Raw genomic sequence first — 24,188 nt, forward strand, 5'->3', positions numbered from 1 at the left:
TCTGACTACAATAAAAATTTCGGATTCGCAGTTTGGTAATTCTTCAAGACCTGATTAGCTACCGGCCCATAATGCCGGCCTATTGGTATCATATCTTTATTGATTTCAATTGTATTACTATTGAACTTTTCAATCTTCGGAATGGATACTATGAAAGAGCGATGAATTCTTAGAAAAATCGACTCCGGTAATTTCTCTTCCATCTCTGAAATAGAGCAATAAGTTTTAAAAGCCCCTTTCATAGTATTGATGAGCAAATAGTTTTTTTGTGATTCGAAATAGAGTATATCATCAAGATAGATTTTTACCATTTTCTTGTCACATCTTATGAAAATAAATGGAGGCTCTTTTTCGACCTGTGTTTTTTTATCTTCTGATTCTAATAACTGTTTGTCGAGCTGTATGAAACGATTCACTGCTTTCAAAAAACGCTCAAACAAAATTGGCTTCAACAGAAAATCGACTGCATTTAAATCGAAGCCATCTACTGCATACTCGGCATGTGCAGTTGTAAATATTACATTAGGGGCAGATGTTAAGGAACGGATAAAATCCAACCCATTGATCCCTGGTAAATTGATGTCTGTAAAAATCAGGTCTATTCTGCTACCGGTAAGGCTACGCATGGCTTGAGTACCACTTGTAAATGTACCCACAAGATTTAATAATTCAACCCGGCTTATATAAAGCTCCAGAAGGTTTGAAGCAGGCTTTTCATCTTCAATTATAATACAATTAATACTATTTGCCATACAACTCAAGTTTAAGTTTCAGATACACAAAATAGCAGTCATCATTCTGCGTAATTTTCAATGTATGATCTTCCCCGTAAATCAGATTTAATCTACGCCTAACATTTGATAGTCCTACACCTCCGTCAGAATATAAGGAATGCCCGGAGTACGATGGTACGGCGCTATTCTCTATCCTTGCAGTCAGCCATTCCTGTTGTACTGAAATGGTTATTGTAATCCAGCTTTCTCCATCTTCGGCCGGCATGCAGTGTTTGAAGGCATTTTCAACAAATGTCATCAAAATAAAAGGCTCTATTAATTTATCATCAGCTTCTCCTTCTACATAAAAACTAATTTGTTGATGTGCATCAAATCTCGCTTTTTGTAATGCTATATAATCTTCTAGATATTTTATTTCCTTGTCCAGGGAAATACTGCGCTCATTGATCTCATAAATAGAAAAACGAAGAAGTGACGACATCCTGGAAACCATTTCGGCCGATTCGGGAGAGACTACCAGGGTTTTTGCATATAGTGTATTTAATACATTGAAGATGAAGTGTGGATGAAATTGATTTCGTAGAATTACTAATTCTGCCTGGGCTTTTTCTTCAGATATTTCGGTTGCTCTATGCTGCTCCTGGATCCAGTTATAGAATAGTTTTACAGAAATAGGGATAGTAACTACAAATTGCAACTTAATTACGCTATAAATAAATGGTGATACACTAAACAGTGGTTCTTTTTGCCAATGAGTAAGGAAGTATTGCAATATAAGCGCATTATCGAGCCACCGTTGAATAACGGCAAAAAGAAGTATTAATGGAAAATAGAGCAATATAAAAAGCCAGCCTTTCTTCCTGAACAAAAGCTTTTCTACCATTATTTCCAGTACAATTGCTACAAACAATGCTCGCATAGGGAGACTTATGAGTTCAGAGGCAAAGGCGTTTTTATAATCGTGGCGTGGCCCGGCTTGTACAAAGCCAAAAAGTAATATATAAAACCCCCAATAGATGGCATAAACACTACCTTTTTTTAAGCCCAAACGTGGTATGTCTATCATAACAAGTGGAAAAATCAATTTAAGCTATTAAATATTTACGAATGAATTGCTTTTTTATACAAACGACTAATATTCTTATATCAAATACAATAAAACGGTGCTAAAGTTTTTATGTAGCGAAAAGGCTGCTGTAGAAATAGGCAGTCATTTATTCGGCTTATTCCTTCTATAATTTAGCTTTCCCAAACATGAATTCCACTTATGATTAAAAAATTAGTCGTTGGATTGCTGATAGGCATTTCCACTTTCAAGGCCTATGCAAACCAGCCCGTCGTTTATCCGGTAAACTGGTGGGTTGGAATGAAAACAAATAAGCTACAGCTATTATTTAAAAGTACAGATACCACATTTAGTAAAGGAACGATAAGCACTAAGTATCCAGGAGTTAGCGTGCTTGGTTCTCAGACCTTCGAAAATGGTAAATACCTGGCAGTAGATATTGAAATTGAGAGCCATACTCAACCTGGAAATGTAGATTTTATATATAGCAGAGATAATGCGCAGTCGCATATTTCATGGCTGTTAAAAACCAGAAAGAGTATTCCGGGTAAAGACTTCGCCCAGGGAATTTCGACCGCCGATTTAGTGTATCTGATTTTACCTGACCGCTTTAGTAATGGAGATACGACGAATGACAGAGTATCAGGGATGAGAGATCAATCGCTCAACCGGGCCGATTATTATGCCAGACATGGAGGCGATTTTAAAGGTGTAATAAAGCATTTGGATTATCTGCAGGATCTGGGGGTTTCTGCACTTTGGATGACACCAGTGATGGAAAATGATATGCCTAATCGTACAGAGCATGGGTATGCAATTACGAACCACTATAAGATTGATGCCCGGTATGGAGGAAATGATGGATATAGAGCATTGAGTGATTCACTTCATCGTAGAAATATGAAACTGGTACAGGATGCAGTGTATAATCATACAGGAACCTGGCATGTGTTGGTTCAGGATTTACCTGCAAAAGACTGGTTGAACCAATGGCCCGAATATACCAGTACCAGCGCCAGAGAACAGGCATTGTTTGATCCTTACGCTTCGCAGATCGATAAAAAACGAATGAGTAGCGGTTGGTTTGTTAAAGAAATGCCCGACTGGAATCAGCGTAATGCCAATGTTGCAAATTTTATTATTGAAAATGCTATCTGGTATATCGAAGAATTTGGTGTAGATGCCATCAGGCTGGATACTTATATGTATAACGATCTTGAATTTGGCAATAAGTGTAATGCAGCCATAATGAATGAATACCCACAGATCAGCCTTTTTGGTGAAATGATGGTACAGCAAACTCCTAATCAGGCATTTTTTGTACAGAATAATATTAATAATGCTTTCACCAGTAATTTGCCGGGAGCTGTAGATTTTGTTACTCTCTTCAATGGTCTTATTCCTTCACTCACCCAGGAGCAAGGATGGGGTACCGGCATAATACATCTCTACAATGTACTGAGCCAGGATTTTTTATATAAAGATCCAACCAGGAATGTGGTGTTATTGGATAACCACGATCTTAATCGTTTTTTCTCAGTAGTAAAAGGTGATCTGGCCAAGCAAAAAATAGCCTATACCTGGTTATTAACAACCCGTGGTATTCCGCAGTTATATTATGGTTCAGAAGTATTAATGGCAGGTGAAATTAAGCCGGATGGACTCGTACGCCTCGATTTCCCGGGAGGCTGGAATAATGACAGCAAGAACGCCTTTACCGGCAAAGGTATGTCGGCAGATGAGGTAGCTATGCAGCAGCTGGTGAAAAAACTGGGAACCTATAGAAAGAATTCTTCTGCATTGAAGTCAGGTAAACTAATGCAGTTTACGCCTAAAGATGGTCTTTATGTGTATTTCAGATACAATGACCAGCAAACCATCATGTGTGTGTTGAATGCCTCAGATAAGCCCCGGAAATTGGATTTCTCTTATTTCAATGAGCGCACTAATGGATTTTCCAGAGCAAAAAACATAATTGAAGGTACAGACATCCGTTTCAATGATGCTACCGAAATCCCCGCCCATCAGGAATGGGTACTAGAACTATACAAGTAATACCAGGAATTAAGACAGCTTTTTTTATCATCCAAATTCTAACATCGTTATGAAAAAATTCTATCATCGGCAGTTAACATCTTTGTTACTATTGCTGTTGTGTGCATTTTCTGTACAAGCCCAGGTACAGGTCAGTGGAACCGTCACTGATGCTACAAGCCTGGAATCGCTACCGGGAGTAAGCATCCAGATTAAAGGAACCCAATATGGTACAAAAACAAACGAAAAGGGTTTTTATTCTCTCAGTATCAATACTCCTTCCCCGGTTTTGATATTTACATTTATTGGCAAACAGACAAAGGAAGTAGTTGTGGGTAATCTACATACCATTAATGTTGCTTTAACAGACGACAAACGCAATCTTCAGGAAGCTGTGGTTATTGGTTATGGAACAACACAGAAACAGGAAGTAACCGGCAGTATTTCTGCTATCTCATCGAAAGACTTTCAGAAAGGAAACATTCAAACCCCCGAACAACTGATTGTAGGAAAAATAGCCGGCGTTTCAATTACCTCCAATAGCGGTCAGCCTGGTGTTGGTAGCACCATTCGTATACGCGGTGGCTCATCTCTCAATGCCAGTAATGATCCGTTGATTGTTATTGATGGGATGCCTTTTAGTGGTACGGGTATCAATGGTGCGCCTAACCCTTTGGCGCTGATCAACCCAAATGATATAGAAAGTATGACTGTATTGAAAGATGCTGCTGCTACAGCTATTTATGGTTCGAGAGCTTCTAATGGCGTTATCATGATTACCACCAAAAAAGGAAGTAGCGGTAGCTTAAAATTCAATTTCAGTACTAATCTTTCAGTCAGCTCTATTTATAGAAAGATAGATATAATGACACCAGAGTTTTTCAGGAAGTACGTAGATTCTCTTGGTACCCCTAAACAAAAAGCATTAATGGGAAATGCAAATACCAACTGGCAGAATGAAATCTATCGTAATGCGGTGAGTAATGAGCATAATTTAAGCATCAGCGGCTCCACTAAAAATATGCCTTACCGTATTTCGGCGGCATTTTCGAACCAGTCGGGATTATTGATCACAGATAATCTTAAAAGATCCTTTGTAGGCATCAACCTAAATCCTAATTTTTTTAATAATCACTTAAAAATAAATTTAAGTGCAAGAGGATCACTTACCAAGGCTCATTACGCCAATCAACAGGCTATAATCAATGCTGTGCAGTTTGATCCTACCCAACCTGTTTATGATACCGCTAGTCCGTTTGCCGGCTATTTTGAGTGGTACTCAAAAGATCCTTCTTCCGGAGAGATTACGCTTAACGGGAACGCTCCGAGAAATCCTGTTTCCCTGATCAGGATGCAGAATAATAATACAACTGTACAAAGGAGCTATGGAAATGTGGAAATCGATTATAAGTTCCATTTCTTACCTGAACTAAGAGCCAATGCTAATCTGGGTTGGGATATTTCCAAAGGAGACGGATTGAACTATGTAGCAGCAGACGCAGGGCAGGCATTTAATACAAGTGGACAAAACAATAAATTCCTCCAAAAAATAAATAACAAAGTAGGTGAATTTTATCTGAACTATGTAAAGGCGATTCCCGGTATTAGGTCGAATATCAATGTACTGGCTGGTTATGGCTATTACGATAATGCTACTACGAATTACAATTTCGCCAACTTCAATGCCAAAGGCGACACAATTAAAGGAAGTGTTCCAAATTTTCCATTCGATAAACCCCGTAATACACTTATTTCTTATTTCGGACGACTGATCTATACATTCAATGACAGGTACATACTGGCAGCGTCATTACGTACCGATGGTTCTTCCCGTTTTGCTCCTGAAAACCGCTGGGGTGTTTTTCCATCCGCAGCGCTCACCTGGAGAGTAAACAGAGAAGCATGGCTTAAAGATTCTAAGGTACTAAGCGATCTTAAATTGCGGTTAAGCTATGGCATTACCGGAAATCAGGACGGAATTGCTAATTATTCCTATATGGCAATTTATTCGGTAAGCACCAATGCCAGTATGTACCAATTTGGGAACAATTATTACAATATGCAGTCGCCCGCTGCCTATGATAATGGTATTAAATGGGAACAAACCGCAACCTGGAACGGAGGACTCGATTTCGGATGGTTGGAGAATCGTCTGAGAGGTAGTGTGGATGTTTATTTTAAGAAAACAAGCAACCTGCTTAATACCGTTCCTATTCCAATTGGTTCTAATTTCAGTAATCAGATTCTTACCAATGTTGGAAATATTGAAAATAAGGGTATTGAATTAAATCTTGGTGCTACACCAGTTCAAAATAATAAATGGACCTGGGATGTTAACTTCAATCTAACCTATAACAATAATAAAATTACAAACCTTACTGCTGTTACCGATTCCAGCTTCGTTGGTAACCTCACAGGCGGAATTACCGGCGGTACCGGCCAATCGGTCCAGATTCATTCCGTTGGGTACAACACTTTTTCCTTCTATGTATATAAGCAGGTTTACGATGCAAACGGCAAACCACTCGAAGGGGTATACGAAGATTTGAACAAAGACGGGATCATCAACCAGAAGGATATGTACCGTTATAAGTCGCCGGCCCCGCGTTTATTTCTCGGGTTTAGTACACAGGTCAGCTATGCACGGTGGACGTTGGGCACCAGCCTGAGAGCGAATTTAGGGAACTATGTGTATAATAATGTTGCTTCCAATTTTGGAGTAAGAAGAAGTATTCTTAATCCTCTGGATATATTGAATAATAGTTCTACTGATGCTTTCAAAACTAATTTCTATAACAATCAATATCAATCAGACTACTACATCACTAATGCCTCATTCCTGAAAATGGATAACCTTAATCTGGGTTATGATGTAGGAGCATTATTCAGAAATAAGGCTAAGCTACGGGTAAATGCAACCTGTCAGAATGTTTTTGTGCTTACAAAATATAAAGGACTGGATCCTGAAGTGAATGGGGGGATTGATTACAACCTGTATCCAAGACCCAGAATATTTGTATTGGGTGCTAACCTGGAGTTTTAATTCTAAAACATTAAATGATGAAAAGAATTTTTCTTAAAATATTTGTACTCACACTAGCAGTAAGTTCCTGTACCAAAGATTTGAACAGAGTACCTACCAATTCCTCAACAGCCAATGTTACCTACTCAACATTGGAAGGGTATAAACAAGTATTGGCAAAGGTTTATGGCAGCTTTGCATTGGCGGGAAATAATGGAATCAATGCTTCTGATCTTGCAGGTATTGACCCAGGGCAGGCCGATTTTTTACGTTTATTCTGGAATGCCCAGGAGCTACCAACAGAAGAAGCAGCCTGCGTTTGGAACGATCCGGGAATTCCGGATTTTCACAACATGAATTGGACAAGCAATAATGTTTTATTAGCTGCATTATATAATCGTAGCTTGTTTCATGTAACCGTTGCAAATGAATTCCTGCGTGAATCGGGAGATGATAAAATAGCTGCCAGAGGATTTTCGGGGAAAGAGGCCGATGATATAAAAACATTCAGAGCAGAAGCCCGCTTTCTGCGCGCATTTCAATATTGGGTGTTGATGGATCTTTTCGCTAATCCTCCCTTTGTAACAGAAAAAGATCCTATTGGGAAATTTATCCCACCGCAAACCGATAGAACTACCCTCTTTAAGTTTGTAGAATCTGAACTTCTGGCAATAGAATCAGTAGTGGCAAAACCTAAACTAAACGAATATGCGAGAGTAGATCAGGCCGCTGTTTGGGCATTACTTGCCCGGATTTATCTGAATGCAGAAGTTTATCTGGGTAAAGGAAATGCAAAATATACTGAAGCGATAACTTATTCTTCAAAGGTTATTGGTGCAGGGTATGCGCTGAAGACCAGTTATCAGGGTTTGTTTCTGGCAGATAATGATGTGGATAACCCTGAAATCATTTTACCAATTGCTTATGATGGCGAAAAAACGCAGAATAACGGAGGCACTACCTTTATTATCAATGCTTCTGTAAATCCTGCAATGAATGCCGCGCAATATGGAGTACAAAGCGGTTGGGGAGGAAACAGAAGTACTAAAGCACTCCCCGAATTATTTGGTGATTACAGCGGGGCAACAGACAAGCGTGCCTTTTTCTTCGGTGATAAACCAGAAATAGATAATCCGGCGGAATTTACAGATGGATTAAGAGTTATTAAATTCAGAAATAAAACCTCAGCCGGTCAGACACCTCCGTCTCCAGGTAATGCTTTCTGTTCTGTAGATTTCCCATTATTCAGACTTGCGGAGCAGTATCTTATTTATGCAGAAGCAGTAAAACGTGGCGGCGCTGGCGGTAATGACGCTACTGCTCTTGGTTATCTCAATGCCTTGAGAGAGCGGGCATATGGTAATAAGAATGGAAATATTTCGTCTTATAACCTTGACTACATTCTAGATGAAAGAGGTAGGGAACTTTATTGGGAAGCATTTCGCCGTACCGATTTAATCCGTTTCGAGAAGTTTACATCCAGTAATTATGTTTGGCCCTGGAAAGGAGGTGTGAAAAGTGGGAAAGGAGTGGAGGACTTCAGAACACTATATCCGCTGCCGGCAACAGATCTTACTGCCAATCCAACACTTAAGCAAAATAAAGGCTACTAAAGTTTAAAACTCTCTCAGATGAAAATGTTTTTCTCAAGATACCTTATTTCAGGTCTGTTGATTTTATTACTATGGGCCTGTAAGAAAGATGAAGTTAAAGTGATTGCTAAGCCAGGTTCTGCACCTTCGCTTGCAGCAACACTGGATACGGTTATACTTCTAAAGCAGTATGCAGATGATCAGGCAATTGCATTCAAAAGAGGTACCTCTGATTTTGGTTACAATGCCGTGGTTAAATACGAACTGCAATTTGCAAGGAAAGGAACCAATTTTGCAGACAAGGCTGTAGTACCTGCTGATTCGATAACTACAGCGATTACTGTTAGAATGTTAAATACAATTGCCAATCAACTGGAGTTGGAATACGGTGTTTATGCTGATATAGAAGTAAGAATAAGTGCAACTATTTCAGATAACTATCCACCAACCTACTCTAATGCAAAGGCCCTGGTTGTTTCGTCGTACCAGGATTTGGTTGAATATCCATCTATGTATGTAGCGGGCGATTTCCAGGCATGGACGCCGGCAACAGGGCCTAAATTAGCATCGTTTAAATCAGATAAAAACTACGAAGGCTATGTATGGTTTCCATCGGGTTCTACTTTATTTAAAATCACTTCACTGCCTTCATGGGATGGTACAAATTATGGAGGCACCAGCACAAATAATGGTGGTGTATTGTCTGGTACTGGCGATAATCTGAAAGTTACAGGAGCGGGTTATTACTTTATTACTGTGAATCTTGATGATAAATCCTGGCAAGCTACCCGCACAACCTGGTCGATGATTGGTGATGCAGTTGGAAGCTGGGATACAGATGTGGACCTGACTTTTGATGAAGCAAAAGGTACATGGACAGGCACTGTACAAATGAATGCCGGAGCTTTTAAATTCAGAGCCAATCATTCTTATGATATCAACTACGGCGATAATAAGCCTTCAGACCCTATCCTGAATAAAGGAGGCGATAATATTAAAGTAGCAGCGGCGGGTACTTATGAAGTGACGTTGAGTTTAAGTATTGCTGGTAATTATACTTATTTAGTCAAAAAGAAGTAAAAGTATCAGATAGTGAAAGGAGCAGATTTCTACTAATTAGATCTGCTCCTTTCTGTATATAGAGAGGGGAAGGAAGGAATAATCAGGAAGCAGGTTTAGCCTCTTGTAAATTCTTTTCAATTAAAAACAAAATGAACGTAATCATTAAAATATAAACTGGTATCTGGTATCTAAAAACTACAGGAGAAGCAACGATACTAAATGCTGCATTAATAATAAAGAAAGCCAGCGCAATGAAAATGGATTTGTTAATAAGTTGATTTTGTTTATTCTTTTTTCTCCTGTTGTTAATATAAAACTGCAAGGCTTCTTTAATTAGTAATAAATGTAATGCAGGAAACAGGTAGGGGAATATATATAGTATGTATTCCTGGGCTTTCACTGCAGTAGTGCTATTAGGTCGTTTACTTTCCTTAAACCACCCGGGATTACTTAAAGCAATTTTATATTTTATTCTGTTGTTTTGTTTGATCATTTCCAAATCCGGAATGAGATAATTCATAATGTTTGGACATAAATAATACCTGAGGAAGTTTATTGGATATTTTTTAATCAGATAGCTGGCATATTCTTTATATATCGGAGCTACTACGCTTCTTGCGGTAAAATCATCTAACTGAAATTTTTGTGCATATAGGTCCTTTAATCCATTTAACGGACTATGAGGATCCCACATATAATAGGCCCCGGCAGCAGGTTTGGCATCCTTTATTTTGAAAAATTCGCTTCTGTAAAAATCATAGGCTAGTTTGTGAACCAGTTTACATTCCCTTGGAATACCTGTAGTATCGAAGGGTAAATATGGGAGCTGATACAAGGCATTATTAGCAAGTTGCCAGCTTCCGAATACAGAAAACTGTCTCACATTGGTTCTTTCATAAGTTTTGTTCACAGTAAACCGAATGAACATACCAATTAAAATAATCGGTAAGATTATTCCAATTATTTTAATCCACCACTTTGATGAGATCAATAGTATTGCAATTAATGAAACAACAGGATAGAATATTGCATTATACCTAATTGTAAATGCTAAAGATAAAACGAGTCCATGAATGAGAATCAGACTCAGAGAGGGCCTGTATAGTATCCATAGCAGTAATGTAAACCAAATGATACTTAAACCAATAAATAATGATTCGGTTATTATGTAATTGCTGATGAACAGAAATATTGGGTTTATAATCAGAAAGGGGAATAGGTATCGGTGAAGAAACATTTCTTCTTTAAGAATATACAGAAATGAGAAGAAGAATAAATAGGTGCTCAGCTCCAAAAAGCAATATTGGAAAGTAACTAACAGCGTTTCAGAATTCGAAAGATGATGGAAAAGCCCAAGGAATTTTGAATAGCCAATTGGCCAGAGATCTACATCAAATTTTGAAATGGCTGCAACAATGTAAGAATCACTGTCGGGGGTATAGTCGGCATGTGGGTAGAAATACTTGAATATGACAATTTTAACAATAATACTTAACAATGCAACTGCGGCCAACAACCTGTTACGATTATTGGCCAGCAGAAAGCAAAGAAAATTATTTTCATCTTTTAAGCGGAGTAGCGTCATGCAGTTATTTCTTCTCTTCGTGATATTCCTGTTCTGTATTGATAGACCAGATATTTGTTTTAGTTACAACTCCTGCAATTATATTATCAACAGCTACCATTGCGGTGAGCATAGAGTGATCTGAGTTATTGTATTTGTGCATACCGTTTCTACCAACCAGGAAAAGATTTTCGTAGGAATTAATGTAGTCCTTCAGTTCATCGAACCGGTTGTAGGTACCGAAGTATGCAGGATAGGTTTTTTCCATTCTTAATACTGTAGCATCAAGTACATCTGATTGCTGTGCCAGGCCTATTTTGCAAAGTTCTTCGATTGCTTTAATTCTGATTGTTTCATCGGATTGTTCCCAGAACTCATCACCTTTGTTGCAGAAGTATTCCATACCTACCCAGGTTGTATCGGGGTCTTTTACCATATATGGGCTCCAATTATTAAATAATTGTAACCTTCCAACTTTTACATCTTTTTCCTGAATGTAGATCCAGGTATCTTTAAGTGTGGCTGGTTTCTGTTCGCCTGTTTTTTTATCAGTAAGGCTTAGGTTTTTGAGCAGAATACCTATGGTTACGAAATCGCGGTACATGAGTCCGGCGGCTATTTCTTTTACATTAGCGGGAACATTCGCGTCTAAATCGGCAATCAGTTCCTGCATTGGCATGGTGGAGAAAAAGTAATCTCCTTCCAGCAGAACTGTTTCACCGGTTGTTTTATCTAAAGCGGTAACACCGGTAATCTGATTGTTTTGAGTATGAATTTTTACAACATCGTGTTGCATCAAAACTGTTCCACCTTTTTCAATAACCTGGCGGGCAACTTCTTCCCATAATTGTCCTGGTCCATGTTTGGGATACAGGAATTGTTCTATTAAGCTGGTTTCAACATTTTTTTGTTTTAAGTCTTTGGGTTTACCAGCATCAATAGTGGCTTTAATAGCATGTGCGATAGCTTTACCAATGGAGATACCTTTTATACGTTGAGCGCCCCATTCGGCAGAAATATCTTTACAGGCAACGCCCCAAACTTTTTCTGTATAATCCTTAAAAAAGAGATGATATAAAGTAGTTCCAAACCTGTTTATCATAAAGTCTTCCAGGCTTTTTTCCTCTTTTCTTGGAAATACCCTGGCATATAAATAGGAAAACATTATACTAACAGTGGTTACTAATCCTAATTTACTTAGTGTTTCAATAGAAAGTTGTATGGGATAGGTGAAGAACTGTTTTAAGAAGTATATGCGTGAGAGGCGTTGTCTGACCAACATTATCAGATCCGGGTCTTGTGCTACAAGGGTGTCGGAATCATTGTCTGCACGTTTAGGTTTAACCTCTCTGGTTTTGTTCTGATAGCTGATAGAGAAGATTTCAGAAGCTTCCTTATCTAATGGCATCATTGTCATCCACCAGTCCATAACGCGGTCCGATTTTGAGAAGAATCGGTGGCCACCAATATCAATACGATTACCTTTGTAATTAACAGTTTTAGAGATCCCACCAATATCTGTGCTTTTTTCCAAAACAATCGGGATAATATCTGTTCTTTGTAAGAGTTCATAGGCGGCTGTGAGTCCGGCAGGGCCTGCGCCTACGATGATAGCTTTCTTTTGCATGAGCGAATGAGGTTATTGATGAAAATGGTTTTCTGAGGTAAGTATCGAACTAAGATTTCTGTCACATTACCGGAGTGGCATTCCCCGCGTTCGAGAAAATCGGAACCTGTAAAGTAGTGGCATATCAAAATAGTTTTATTACGAATGCTCGATTAAAAACAGTCGCTTAACGGGTATATATAACGATGGGTTAGCAGCAGATAGTAATTGCTGCCTGCGTTACACAAGTATAGAAGGAGTTACTGAAATGGCATTTCAGCCAATATAATTGATGGAAATTGCAGTGTGTTATAAGGGGTTGTAAAGCATATCGAATGGTTTAAATTAAAACTTCCATTTATAATAATAGAGTGGGGCACCTTTACCTTCACTAATAGTAACATACCCGTCGTTATTGGGTAGAATACTGATCCCTTCTCCCTGTTTTTCTACCAAATAAGGAAGTTCTTTTGCAGGTTTTTTCATTGCTGCTTCTACTGACTCACCGGTTTCACGATGCCAATAATAGACATGTGTAAGCGTTTTAATTACAATATGGTGGCCATCTTTGGAAATATCGCCTGCTGTAACCCAGGTATAAGGGAGGCGAATAAGTGGTTGCAGGGTGGCAGTATCGCCATCTTTAAATAAAAGTTTTTTAGTCTTATATAGTGTTACTTCTTTTTCACGTTTGCTGACTATATAAATCTGCTTACTAATAGGGTCAATCATTAAACTCTCAGCGTCTTTTGCACCATCAGGATACTGAAGTTTAAGCTCATCAGCCTTCATTTTTATTTTGGTGTATGGCTCTATTTTATTGGGTTCAGGAAACCGATATATTTTGATATGTTTGCGTATTGCAAAGTTATCGCCAATATCTCCAACATATACGTAATGTTTACCTTTTTGAGGTCCAATGCCTTCGGCTATATCTTCCCAATCACGATTACTGGCATTGGTAAGATATACGGTTGCAATTAGTTTGGCCTGATCATCCAGCAAAAAAACTTCCGGGTCATTACCGCTATCATTATGCGTCCAATAGCAGTTTTTAAGTGGTATGCTGGAAGCAATACCAGAAGCTTCCCTGATATGTTTACTGTTCAGATAACCTAAAATCTGCGGATTGGTAGTTTGAGCAGCTACTTCCCCAATCAGCATACTTAAGACGATGTATAGAATCAGTTTACGCATCTTTGAAATTACTGAAAAGAGTTGAGATTGAATATATTAGAATTTTTTTTTGTTAATAAGCATTGTAGGTTACCATTAATTGAGATAAAAATATATCTTTAATATTAGTGGATTGACTTTTAAAGTTCAATCAGTTTTGTTAAGCCATTCCTGCATAGTGAAAGATAGCTATTGTGATAAAAGGCTATTTTAAAAAGTATGATGTTTGACCTTGATGAGTTGACCTGGCCAATATTGGAACTGAATTTTTTATTGACCCATAAAATAATTCAGTAAATACTTCATTGCGTTTTTAGTACCCTATTTCCCAATATTAAACAGTATTCTGTTAATTGTATCAATATGAAAACTAGTTTTCCCTATGCCAGACATGGTGCATTGTTTCTGGTTGGCCAGCTTATTATGTTGGTTGCTACAGCACAAAATATCCCTACTAATTCAACAAAGCCTTCTGCTATTCCTGCAACACCACCTGCCGGATATACGAATACAGCCATAAGTTTTATTCGTACCTGGGAACCTTCAATGCAAACATCCGACCCGGCTGCTGTTATGGGAGCTACAGATATTGGCGCTGTTAAGCAGAGCACTTATTATGTTGATGGGTTGGGGAGGCCTGTCCAAACTGTGAATAAAGGAATTAGTCCTTCAGGTAAGGATATAGTAACTCCATTTGTTTATGATGCTTTGGGCCGGGAGGAGTATAAATATCTCCCTTATACTGCACAAACAGGCAATAGTTCTGATGGAAAGTTTAAAACAGATCCTTTTAGTGCCCAACAATCATTTTATCAGAATACCGGTCTGAATCCCGGCATTAGTGGGGAAACAATTTTTTATCGCCAGTTAGAATACGATGCATCTCCTTTAAATCGAGTTCAGAAGTCCTATGCCCCTGGAAATAACTGGGCAAAAACAGGTGGCAATAAACCTATTATTCAAAGTCATCTTTTGAATACTGTTGCTGATGGAGTTAGAATATGGGTACTTCCTTCAAGTTCGATAATTCCTGTAAGTACACAAGTTTACGAGGGGGGGCAGCTTTTTAAAGAAATGACTATAGATGAACGTGGAAATAAGGTCATAGAATTTATAGATAAAGAAGGCCGTCCTATCCTGAAAAAGGAAGAATTGGTTTCCGGAGCAGCAGATGGACATAATAATTGGTTATGTACCTATTATGTATATGATAATGTTGGTAATGTCCGTTGTGTGATTCCGCCTAAAGCAGTAGAGCTAATTAAAAGTAACTGGACATTAACGTCTGATGTTTTGCAGGAGCTTTGTTATTTATATAGATATGATGGAAGAAACAGATTGATAGTAAAGAAAATACCGGGAGCTGATTCTACTGAATTTGTATATGATACAAGAGACAGGCTGGTATTTAGCCGGGATGGGAACTTGAAGTTGGGTACTACTCCCCAGTGGATGGTTACATATTATGATGTGATCAACAGACCTTCTATGACAGGATTCTATAAATCTAATGCTACAAGAGAAGTTCTGCAAACGACAATGAATGTAATTACTGCATCTAATCCGCAGCCTAATATTTCTACATCGGATCTTACTCCATTAACCTATACTTATTATGATAATTACAGTTATAGTGGAGCAATTAGTCCGGTAACCTCAGATTATTCCAAACCGCAGGCAGGAACAAATCTTTATGCCGAGCCTACTACGGCTGCCACCACCTTCACAAGAGGTTTAATTACTGGTTCTAAACAAAGAGTATTAGGAACTGAAACATGGTTGACAGCAAGTAATTATTATACAGATAAGGGTAGGCTGGTTCAAATGGTATCCAATAATATTAATAATGGGCAGGATGTTACAACAAATCTTTATGACTTCAATGGTAAATTGCTAAGTCAATATCAGAGACATAATAATATTAAAAGTACGCTTACTCCGCAGTCTACCTTGCTTACTTCCATGAACTATGATAAGGTGGGTCGATTAACTCAGGTCTCCAAACAGTTGAATGATAATGCAGCTACTCAAAGTATAATCGCAATGAATAATTATGATGAGTTGGGGCAGTTGAAAGATAAAAATCTGGGAGTAAAAAGTGGTGTGCCAATTGAAACATTGAATTTCGAATATAATATTCGTGGGTGGGTAAAATCGATCAATAAGAATTTTGTAAATACTTCAGGTAGTTCAAGCAATTGGTTCGGGCAGGATTTAAGTTATGACGAAGGGTTTCAGGCAAACCAATATAATGGTAATATCGCTGGAATAAAATGGAAAAGTAAAAGTGATGGAATTGCACGAGCTTATGGCTACAACTATGATCCAACCAACCGATTAATGAAGGCCGATTTTACACAGAATAACACAGGCAGCTGGAGCAACTCAGTTGTGGATTTCAGTGTGAAAATGGGTGATGGTATTGATCCTGCATCTGCATATGATGCAAACGGTAATATTCTTTCGATGATGCAGCGTGGATTAAAAGGAGGGGCAAGCACTACAATAGATCAGTTGACTTATAGTTATCTGCAGAATCAGGTAAGTAATCGCCTGCAAGGAGTAGCTGACGCCTTTAACGATCCTTCCTCTACATTGGGAGATTTCAAGGAAATAAATGGATCGGGCCTAAGTGATTATAGCTACGATTATAATGGAAATCTTACAAGTGATTTTAATAAAGGAATTAATACAATAACCTACAATCATTTAAATTTACCTAGTACCATCACCGTTACCGGAAAGGGAACCATCAGTTATCTTTATGATGCAGCAGGTAACAGGTATAGGAAGATTGTGACTGATAATACCGTTACTCCGGCAAAGGTTACAACTACTGACTATTTGGGAGCATTTATTTATCAGAATGACACACTGCAATTTGTTAGTCATGAAGAAGGCAGAATCAGGGCTATTTATAAATCGGGGCAACCAGTTGCCTATACAAACGATTATTTTATAAAAGATCATTTGGGAAATGTAAGAATGGTATTGACGGAGCAGAGCGATTTTAGTATGTATGCAGCTACAATGGAAACTGGTAACGCAATAAATGAAACTGCATTGTTTAGCAATATCGATGAAACCAGGGCAGCAAAACCTGTAGGATTCCCTTCAGAAAATGCTAAAACAAATCAGTCAGTAGCTAAGCTCAGCGCGGCAGCTAACGGAAAGAAAATTGGTCCGTCGCTGGTTTTGAGGGTAATGGCAGGAGATACTATACAGATAGGGACAAAAGCATTTTATAAATCTAACGGCCCTAATTCTGAAAACAATAAAATGGCTACTGCGGAGAACATGCTGGCAGATCTTATATCTGCATTTAACTCCGGAGCTAAACAGGGAGGAGATCATAATGTGTTGGCTGATAATAATTCAACTCCATTTACTGCCGGGTTCTATAATAACGATTACCAACGTTTGAAACAGAAGGAGAAAGATCAAGTGAAGGTTGACAGACCAAAAGCGTATTTAAATTTTGTGCTTTTTGATGATCAATTCAATTTAATTGAAGAAAATAGTGGTGTAAAACAGGTAAAGGCTGAACCAGATCAGCTTCAAATACTTGGCCAGGATAAAATGACCATGAAGAAATCAGGTTATCTTTATGTATATACCAGTAATGAGAGTGTTCAGGATGTTTATTTCGATGATCTGGCTATTCTGGCTACGCCAGGCCCTTTATTGGAGGAAACCCATTATTACCCGTTTGGACTGATAATGGCAGGGATAAGTTCAAGTGCGTTAAGAGGAAAGGCCTATCCTGAAAACAGAAAGAAGTTTAATGGCATAGAACACACAACGGAGTTCGATTTAAATACTTATGATGCATTTTACAGAACGCTTGATCCGCAGATCGGAAGGTTCTGGCAAATAGATCCTAAGCCTACAGGAAATATAAGTTTGTATGCAATGATGGATAATAATCCTATCAGTAAATCTGATCCACTGGGCGATTCTATCCCCAAAGCAGTTGATCAGAGAATTGCCGCAAGGATTGAGAAATCATTAAATACTCAAATGGACGAAAATAATCAATCGAGCCAGGACTCACAAACTAAAATAGCTAATAATAACAAGGAAATTGAACAGTTGAAAAATGATATTGGATCGGGTAAGATTGCTGGTAGGAAAGATGTTAAGAAAGCCAATAAAAGAATTACCAAATTAGAGAGGTCTACTAACTGGAATATTAATAATATAGTTGAAATGTGGACCAGAAATAACTTATTATCTCAGTCTTTAGCTGATATTAATTCACTGCGTACCGATGAAAATTACAATTATACATTTGAAAAGCCTGGTAATGGAAGTATTATGCATACAGTTTATAAACGTGAGGCAGAAAATGGAATTGAGAATAAAGATGTTGTGATTCAGGGTAGTAATGATGGATTATATATTCATGAAATAAGACATATAGGACAAAGTCTGGCTGCAGGTGGATTAAGCTTTTCGGAAAGCCCCAATACTAAGGGTAGGTTAAAATATGCAAGTGTAGGTAGAAGACAAGAATTAGAGGTAAATGCCTATCAAACACAGTTTTCTCTTGATCCACTTGGTTATCCGGCAACCAGAAGAGCTTTTATGTTAAGCGATATTAATATAGAATCATTAAAATCAATTCTTGGAGAAGATGGAAATGCGGCTTACTAAAAATCATTTTTTGAAAATTTTAGCTTTACTGCTGATGGGCATAATTCTTTTCTCCTGTGCCCATCAGCAGGTAATCTACGCATCAAAATTTGGAATAGAAGGAAAGTATCAGAAGGAAAATGGAAAGGAGCTATTAATTTTTAATGCCGATAAAACTTTTTATTGTCTGAGAAACTATATACCGGCAAATGATGTGCTTATTCCGATGTGTGATACTATAGCTAGTGGTATCTGGAACCAACGTGCCGGGTTTATAGAATTACACAATAAACCTGATTTTAATAAGATAAACTACTCAATTGTTGAAAGCCTGAGAGGTACTAAAGATTCTGTTTACTTCAGGATAATATTGCCGAAAGATGATGCATTGGATTATAAAAATTTTGTTTTCAATTTAATTCCCTATTCGAAATATGATCAGGTATTAAAAATTAACAAACCTGAATTTGCAATTCCAAATGTGAGAATACCGAGAATCAATTTTGGTTTGAGCCTCCAGAATATTGAGCCCAATGTAGATTTTGGAAAAGGAAATTTTCAACGCACCAATTTTATGATTTTTGAGAATTATCAGGCTAAAGATAATAATGCAAACTTCTTTACAATCACGCTCAATAACTTTAACCAATGTTTTTATGAGGCAATGGATATGGAAGGACAGATAATTGGAATTGAAGGGAAAAAGTTGGTCTGGAGAGGTAACAGGTATGAAAAAATTAATTAATTTTTTCATGAGTTGGATATAAAGAGAATAGTGATCATTAACTCTTCCTGAAATCTGAAGGCCTCGAATTGGTAAACTCATGAAAAGCATCACTAAAAGAACTAATAGATGTATATCCAACATTATAAGCAATCTCACTAATTGGCTTATTGCTTTTGAGTATCAATTCTATCGCCTTTACCATGCGTAGTGTTTTTAAATATTGCAGAAAGGAAATGTGAATTGATGATTGAAAAAGCCTTGATAATGATCGTTCACTGATATTGAATTTTTTGGAGACATCTTCTAATGTTAACTTTTCTCCAATATTTTTTTCCAGAAACCTGATAATCGGTTGCATTTGTTCATTATCTGTAGTTGGAAGAATAATGGGTAATGCCTTGTTGTTTAACTGCGGTAATAGCTTTTTTAAGGCTACGAGAAATTCAAAGTTATCATCCTTCGGTGTTACGTGCTTGCCATCCCAGCGCTCAGAATAATTGATCATTTGTATTAATAACTCACTGGCCGGATAAATTCCCAGCTTTTTATAAAAAGGGTTGCTTTCATCGTCATGGGCATAGAAGTAAAGCGACCTAAGCACTGTTGCAGAGTTGCCAATTCGTAAAATATGAGGCATACCCTGTGGAATCCAGAAATAATGTCTGGCAGGTACTACATATGTTTTATAGTCGATAGTAATGTAGGCAATTCCTCCTTCTACATAACTAAGCTGTCCTTTATTATGAGTATGTAAGGGAATTAGTTTCTCCGATTTTTCATGCATAACAAACACTGCGTTACGCTGCTTATTTATTTCCGGTAATGATGCTATCAGCCCCATGTTTTTAACTTTTTTTGACCTGAAATGCTTGCCAACAAAGGTATGGATAATTTTGGCCGGAATGATGAAAAGAATGACTATTTATCTGAAATGACAAATCAACGGGCGATTTAATTTTGCATCACAGATACTGAACTCAGGTTCCCAATTATATGAATTATAAAAATAGGATCGTTGTCATGTGTGTATTACTGGCAGTTTACCCGATCCAAATTTATGCGCAACAAGTAAATGATACACTCACCATTTCATTGGCGCAAACATGGCAAAAAGCTGAAATATACAGCCGGAAAATAGCCATCAGTAAAAAGGCAACAGCTATTGCCAGTACTGAAATCCTGGATGCCCAAAGAGAAAGGCTACCCGAACTGGAAGTAATGGGGAGCGCTGAAAAAGCAACCAATATTCCTATTTATGGCAATGGTGTCTTCACAAAACCTACTTCTCAACATGAGGTAATTCATAATTTATATAAAGTAGGGGCCGACCTCTACATGAATATTTACAATGGAAATAAGCTTAATCTTAAAATAGAGGAAGATAAAATCCTGCATCAACTGGCAGGTATACGCGAAGCCGAAACAATATCCGGTATCCGCTACCAGGTAGCGGCCCGGTACCTCGAATTGCAACAGGCACTGATCTTTAAAGAGCTTATATTAAAAGATATTGCAGATCAGGAGAAGCAGCTAAAGGAGATTCAATCGTTTTATCGAAACGGCACTGTTCTGAAAAGTGACGTGCTGCGGGTGGAACTGGATTTATCGAAACGCCAGCTTACACTGGTAAAAATTGAGAACGACATCCTTATAGCCAATCAGAAGCTGAATATTATTATTGGCGAGCCGGATGAAAAAGTAGTAAGACCGGAATTAACCCAATTGCCAGTTGATGTAGGTGTATATTCCGATTATCTTGCTCAGGCTTTACAACACTCTTATGCCTGGCATATTTCGGAATCAGAAACACATCTGGGTGAATTGCATGTTCAACAGGTAAAGTCGAATGTCAGGCCTAAAGTCGGGTGGTACGGTGATTTCTCCTATGCTAATCCACAAATCTTTTTATATCCATACAACCCTTCCTGGTACTCATTGGGAGTTACAGGAGTAAAGGTATCTTTCCCCATTTCATCACTTTATCATAATACCTATAAACTTCAATCTGCGAAATTAGAGCTGGAGAAGGAAGAAGAAGCGCATCACGATACTGAAGATAAGGTAAGGCAGCAGGTGAAAGAAGCATTTCTGCGTTATAAGGAAGCATTGGTGCAGATAGATGTAGCCGGAAAGAATGTGCAAAGGGCAGAAGAAAATGCCCGCATAATAAAAGTCTCCTATTTCAACCAGGCTTCTCTGGTAACAGATCTGCTGGATGCAGATGTTAAGTTGTTAGAATCCAGATTTGAACTTGCCGCCGCAAAAGTTCTTGCACAAAATAAATACTACTTACTCCAACATATTACAGGTATCCTTTAATAAAATGAAAAAGAAATATATCGTAACAGACAGACTGATTACAAAAATCACAGGCTGGATGGCAGGCCTTATTGTATTGGCATTAACCATTTGGGGCGGTGTTACAATCTGGCATTACTATAAGTATGAAGAAACCAACGATGCACAGGTACAGGAATATGTAAACCCGGTTATTTCCAGAGCAGGTGGATTTATCGTAGCTGTTAAATTTGAAGAGAACCAGCATGTGAAAAAAGGAGATACATTGCTGATCATAGATAACCGCGAATATATACTGCAACAAGAGCAAACAGCATCTGCTCTTCGCAAATCACAGGCCCAGTTGGAGGTATTGGAAAGTAACATTCATACATTGGAGAAAACTGCCGGTGCTGCAAATGCCCAGATAGCCGGGGCAAAAGCTAAAGTTTGGAAACAACAGCTCGAGTACGACCGTTATAAGCAGATGTATAAGGAAGAAGCAGCTACCAGGCAGCAATTGGAGAATATCGAAGCTTCACTGGATGTTAATAACAGCGAATACAAATCTGCTGAAGAAAATTATAGTGCTGCCAATTCTCGCATCACAGACGTGAAGGCTGAGAAAGAAGTAGTACAGGCAGAAATTCAACGCTTGCATGCCTTGCTCGACCGGCATAAACTGGATGTAAGTTATACCGTCATTACCGCTTCCTATGATGGACGGATGGGTAGAAGAACGATAGAAGCGGGGCAGATGATTGATGCCGGTGAAGTGCTGGCATATATCGTCAATAATGAAACAGATAAATGGGTGGTGGCGAATTTTAAAGAAACGCAGGTTGCCAATATGGAGATAGGTGATACTGTTGAAATTATTGCGGATGCATATCCCGACAGGAAGTTTAAAGGCACTATAATAAGTCTTTCTCCAGCTACCGGTTCCAGTTTCTCTTTATTACCTCCCGATAATTCAACAGGCAACTATGTGAAAATTGTACAGCGTATTCCGGTAAGAATACGTGTGGATGGGAGTCGTACGGCAACAGACAGATTAAAAGTAGGGATGAATGTAAATGTTTATCGCCCCAAAAAACAGTATCATGGATAGTGGAATTCCCATATTCAAACATTGGGCACCAGAGTGGTTGATAAGGGCCAGTCTTTTTCTGCTGATTCTGCCTAATATAGTTTTATTTTTTTTGCCGTTGGCCAACATCAATGCGGCTGCCGGTTTTTATGGCAGTGAGCCGGCCGATATTCAGTTTGCCGTTGCATTATTTTATGCCGGATATGTAGGTTTTTACAATTTGGAAAGACGGTTCTTTGTATTCCTGGCCACAAGGGAGTATTTTATTATTATTACCTTTCTTCAAATCCTTAGCTGCTTTATCTGTTATCAGGTTCATGAACTTTATATATTTTTTCCGATAAGATTCTTGCAGGGATTATTATTTGCATGCACTGTAAACCTATCTTTATCGCTGATGTTTACCCGCTTGCAAAGTGAAAGGGCAAGAGAAGTGGGCTTCTCGGTATTCTTTGGATTTTTGTTATGCGCAGTTCCGTTCAATAACTTCGTGACAGCAGATTTGATAGATGCTTACAATTTTGGAGTAGTTTATAAAGCTACCTTATTTGCCTATGCTCCCTGCCTGTTTCTGTTATTACTTACAATGAATAACGTCAGGCTAAATGTTCGTTTCCCTTTATGGAACCTCGACTGGCAAAGCTTTGCATTATATACAATAGTCCTGGTATTATTGGGGTATATCATGATTTACGGGCAGGAATATTATTGGTTACAGGACCTCCGAATTCGAAATAGTGTAATGGTGATCGGAGTATTGGCAGTGATATATCTTGTAAGACAATGGAAGATGAGGCGACCCTACCTGCATTTACAGGTATTCAGGTATAGGAATTTCAGAATGGGATTAGTCGTTTTATTTGTGATGTATATATGTCGGTTTGCTTCGGGGATTACCAACTCGTTTTATACTACAGTACTGGGGTTTGATCCGTTTCATGTTTCTTATATCAATTTGCTGAACATGGGAGGAATTGTTGTAGGAGTAATCATAGCATGTTGTATGGCCTTACAAAAAATGAGGATTCGCAGAATGTGGATTCCCGGTTTTGTTTGCCTGTTGGGGTTTCATGTTAGTATGTATTTTTTGTTTGATGTGCAGGCAGATGAATGGAAATACTTTATTCCCTTATTTGTCCAGGGCCTTGGGGTGGGTATGATCATGGTGCCAACAATTATATACATTATTTCCTCAGTGCCTGTAGCAATTGGAGGGTCGGCTGCCTCTATAGGGCTGTTGATCAGGTATCTTGGTTTCTGTGTAAGTATTGCATTGATCAATTATTTTGAATTATTAGGTAGAAGCAGGCATTATAATGCCTTTCAGGACCATCTTACGAAAATTGACCCGGTAGTACGGGCCACTTTGCATAAACAGGCTCATATCTTAGAAACTAAAGGAATGCCGGCCAGCCGGGCTATTAAAGGAGCCAATAAAATGCTGGTTGCCTCGCTCAATAAGCAGGATCAGATACGTTTTGCGATGGATTATTATGAATTGATCAGTTGCCTGATTGTTGCAACCCTACTATTAATAGCACTTTGGCCTTACCTGAATAGAACCGTAGTTTACCTGCGTTCCCGAAGATTAAGCCCGGCTTAA

At 38.3% G+C, this 24,188-nt stretch carries 15 protein-coding genes; 9 read left to right on the top strand and 6 right to left on the bottom strand.

Annotation, left to right across the window (positions count from 1 at the left end):
- Positions 1-5: 5 nt before the first annotated feature.
- Together DVR12_RS17045 and DVR12_RS17050 are read right to left on the bottom strand one after the other, a co-directional pair.
- A complete protein-coding gene (locus DVR12_RS17045; RefSeq protein ID WP_116976996.1) occupies positions 6-752 on the bottom strand; it encodes a LytR/AlgR family response regulator transcription factor in 747 nt (248 codons plus the stop codon).
- Positions 742-1,800, bottom strand: a complete 1,059-nt coding sequence (locus DVR12_RS17050; protein WP_116976997.1) for a sensor histidine kinase — start codon at positions 1,798-1,800, stop codon at positions 742-744. The genes DVR12_RS17045 and DVR12_RS17050 overlap by 11 nt, the downstream gene beginning before the upstream one ends.
- A gap of 201 nt (positions 1,801-2,001) precedes the next feature.
- On the opposite strand from DVR12_RS17050, the gene DVR12_RS17055 reads away from it, so the two are divergent.
- From DVR12_RS17055 to DVR12_RS17070, 4 genes are read left to right on the top strand one after another with little or no spacing between them, the layout of a single operon-like run.
- Positions 2,002-3,855, top strand: coding sequence for an alpha-amylase family glycosyl hydrolase (locus DVR12_RS17055; RefSeq protein WP_116976998.1), 1,854 nt, complete (start codon positions 2,002-2,004; stop codon positions 3,853-3,855).
- Between the two features lie 49 nt (positions 3,856-3,904).
- Positions 3,905-6,877, top strand: coding sequence for a SusC/RagA family TonB-linked outer membrane protein (locus DVR12_RS17060; RefSeq protein ID WP_116976999.1), 2,973 nt, complete (start codon positions 3,905-3,907; stop codon positions 6,875-6,877).
- A gap of 17 nt (positions 6,878-6,894) precedes the next feature.
- On the top strand, positions 6,895-8,469 hold the full coding sequence (locus DVR12_RS17065; protein ID WP_116977000.1) for a RagB/SusD family nutrient uptake outer membrane protein: 1,575 nt from the start codon (positions 6,895-6,897) through the stop codon (positions 8,467-8,469).
- An 18-nt stretch (positions 8,470-8,487) separates the two neighbouring features.
- The gene (locus tag DVR12_RS17070; RefSeq protein WP_116977001.1) at positions 8,488-9,528 is read left to right on the top strand and encodes a SusE domain-containing protein; all 1,041 of its coding nucleotides are present in this window, start codon (positions 8,488-8,490) and stop codon (positions 9,526-9,528) included.
- Between the two features lie 82 nt (positions 9,529-9,610).
- On the opposite strand, the gene DVR12_RS17075 is transcribed toward DVR12_RS17070, so the two are convergent.
- The 3 genes from DVR12_RS17075 to DVR12_RS17085 form a co-directional block, all read right to left on the bottom strand.
- On the bottom strand, positions 9,611-11,095 hold the full coding sequence (locus DVR12_RS17075; RefSeq protein WP_116977002.1) for a hypothetical protein: 1,485 nt from the start codon (positions 11,093-11,095) through the stop codon (positions 9,611-9,613).
- A gap of 4 nt (positions 11,096-11,099) precedes the next feature.
- Entirely contained in the window at positions 11,100-12,701 is a 1,602-nt protein-coding gene (locus DVR12_RS17080) for an NAD(P)/FAD-dependent oxidoreductase (RefSeq protein WP_116977003.1), read from the bottom strand.
- A gap of 324 nt (positions 12,702-13,025) precedes the next feature.
- Entirely contained in the window at positions 13,026-13,877 is an 852-nt protein-coding gene (locus tag DVR12_RS17085; protein WP_147323473.1) for a hypothetical protein, read from the bottom strand.
- A gap of 342 nt (positions 13,878-14,219) precedes the next feature.
- On the opposite strand from DVR12_RS17085, the gene DVR12_RS17090 reads away from it, so the two are divergent.
- Both DVR12_RS17090 and DVR12_RS17095 read left to right on the top strand, forming a co-directional pair.
- Positions 14,220-18,512 (top strand): DUF6443 domain-containing protein, encoded by a 4,293-nt coding sequence (locus tag DVR12_RS17090; protein ID WP_116977005.1) that lies wholly within the window; start codon positions 14,220-14,222, stop codon positions 18,510-18,512.
- Positions 18,513-18,522: 10 nt separating this feature from the next.
- Entirely contained in the window at positions 18,523-19,236 is a 714-nt protein-coding gene (locus DVR12_RS17095) for a hypothetical protein (protein ID WP_147323474.1), read from the top strand.
- A 37-nt stretch (positions 19,237-19,273) separates the two neighbouring features.
- On the opposite strand, the gene DVR12_RS17100 is transcribed toward DVR12_RS17095, so the two are convergent.
- Positions 19,274-20,059 (bottom strand): helix-turn-helix domain-containing protein, encoded by a 786-nt coding sequence (locus DVR12_RS17100; protein WP_116977007.1) that lies wholly within the window; start codon positions 20,057-20,059, stop codon positions 19,274-19,276.
- A 179-nt stretch (positions 20,060-20,238) separates the two neighbouring features.
- On the opposite strand from DVR12_RS17100, the gene DVR12_RS17105 reads away from it, so the two are divergent.
- The 3 genes from DVR12_RS17105 to DVR12_RS17115 are packed head-to-tail and all read left to right on the top strand — an operon-like array spanning position 20,239 to position 24,188.
- Complete coding sequence (locus DVR12_RS17105; protein ID WP_233522416.1) at positions 20,239-21,537, top strand: TolC family protein; 1,299 nt, start codon at positions 20,239-20,241, stop codon at positions 21,535-21,537.
- A 4-nt stretch (positions 21,538-21,541) separates the two neighbouring features.
- Positions 21,542-22,606 carry an HlyD family secretion protein gene (locus DVR12_RS17110; RefSeq protein ID WP_116977009.1) on the top strand — a complete coding sequence of 355 codons (1,065 nt, stop codon included), beginning with the start codon at positions 21,542-21,544 and terminating at the stop codon, positions 22,604-22,606.
- The gene (locus tag DVR12_RS17115) at positions 22,599-24,188 is read left to right on the top strand and encodes an MFS transporter (protein WP_116977010.1); all 1,590 of its coding nucleotides are present in this window, start codon (positions 22,599-22,601) and stop codon (positions 24,186-24,188) included. The genes DVR12_RS17110 and DVR12_RS17115 overlap by 8 nt, the downstream gene beginning before the upstream one ends.

The sequence above is a fragment of the Chitinophaga silvatica genome, assembly GCF_003419895.1.
Lineage (GTDB): Bacteria > Bacteroidota > Bacteroidia > Chitinophagales > Chitinophagaceae > Chitinophaga > Chitinophaga silvatica.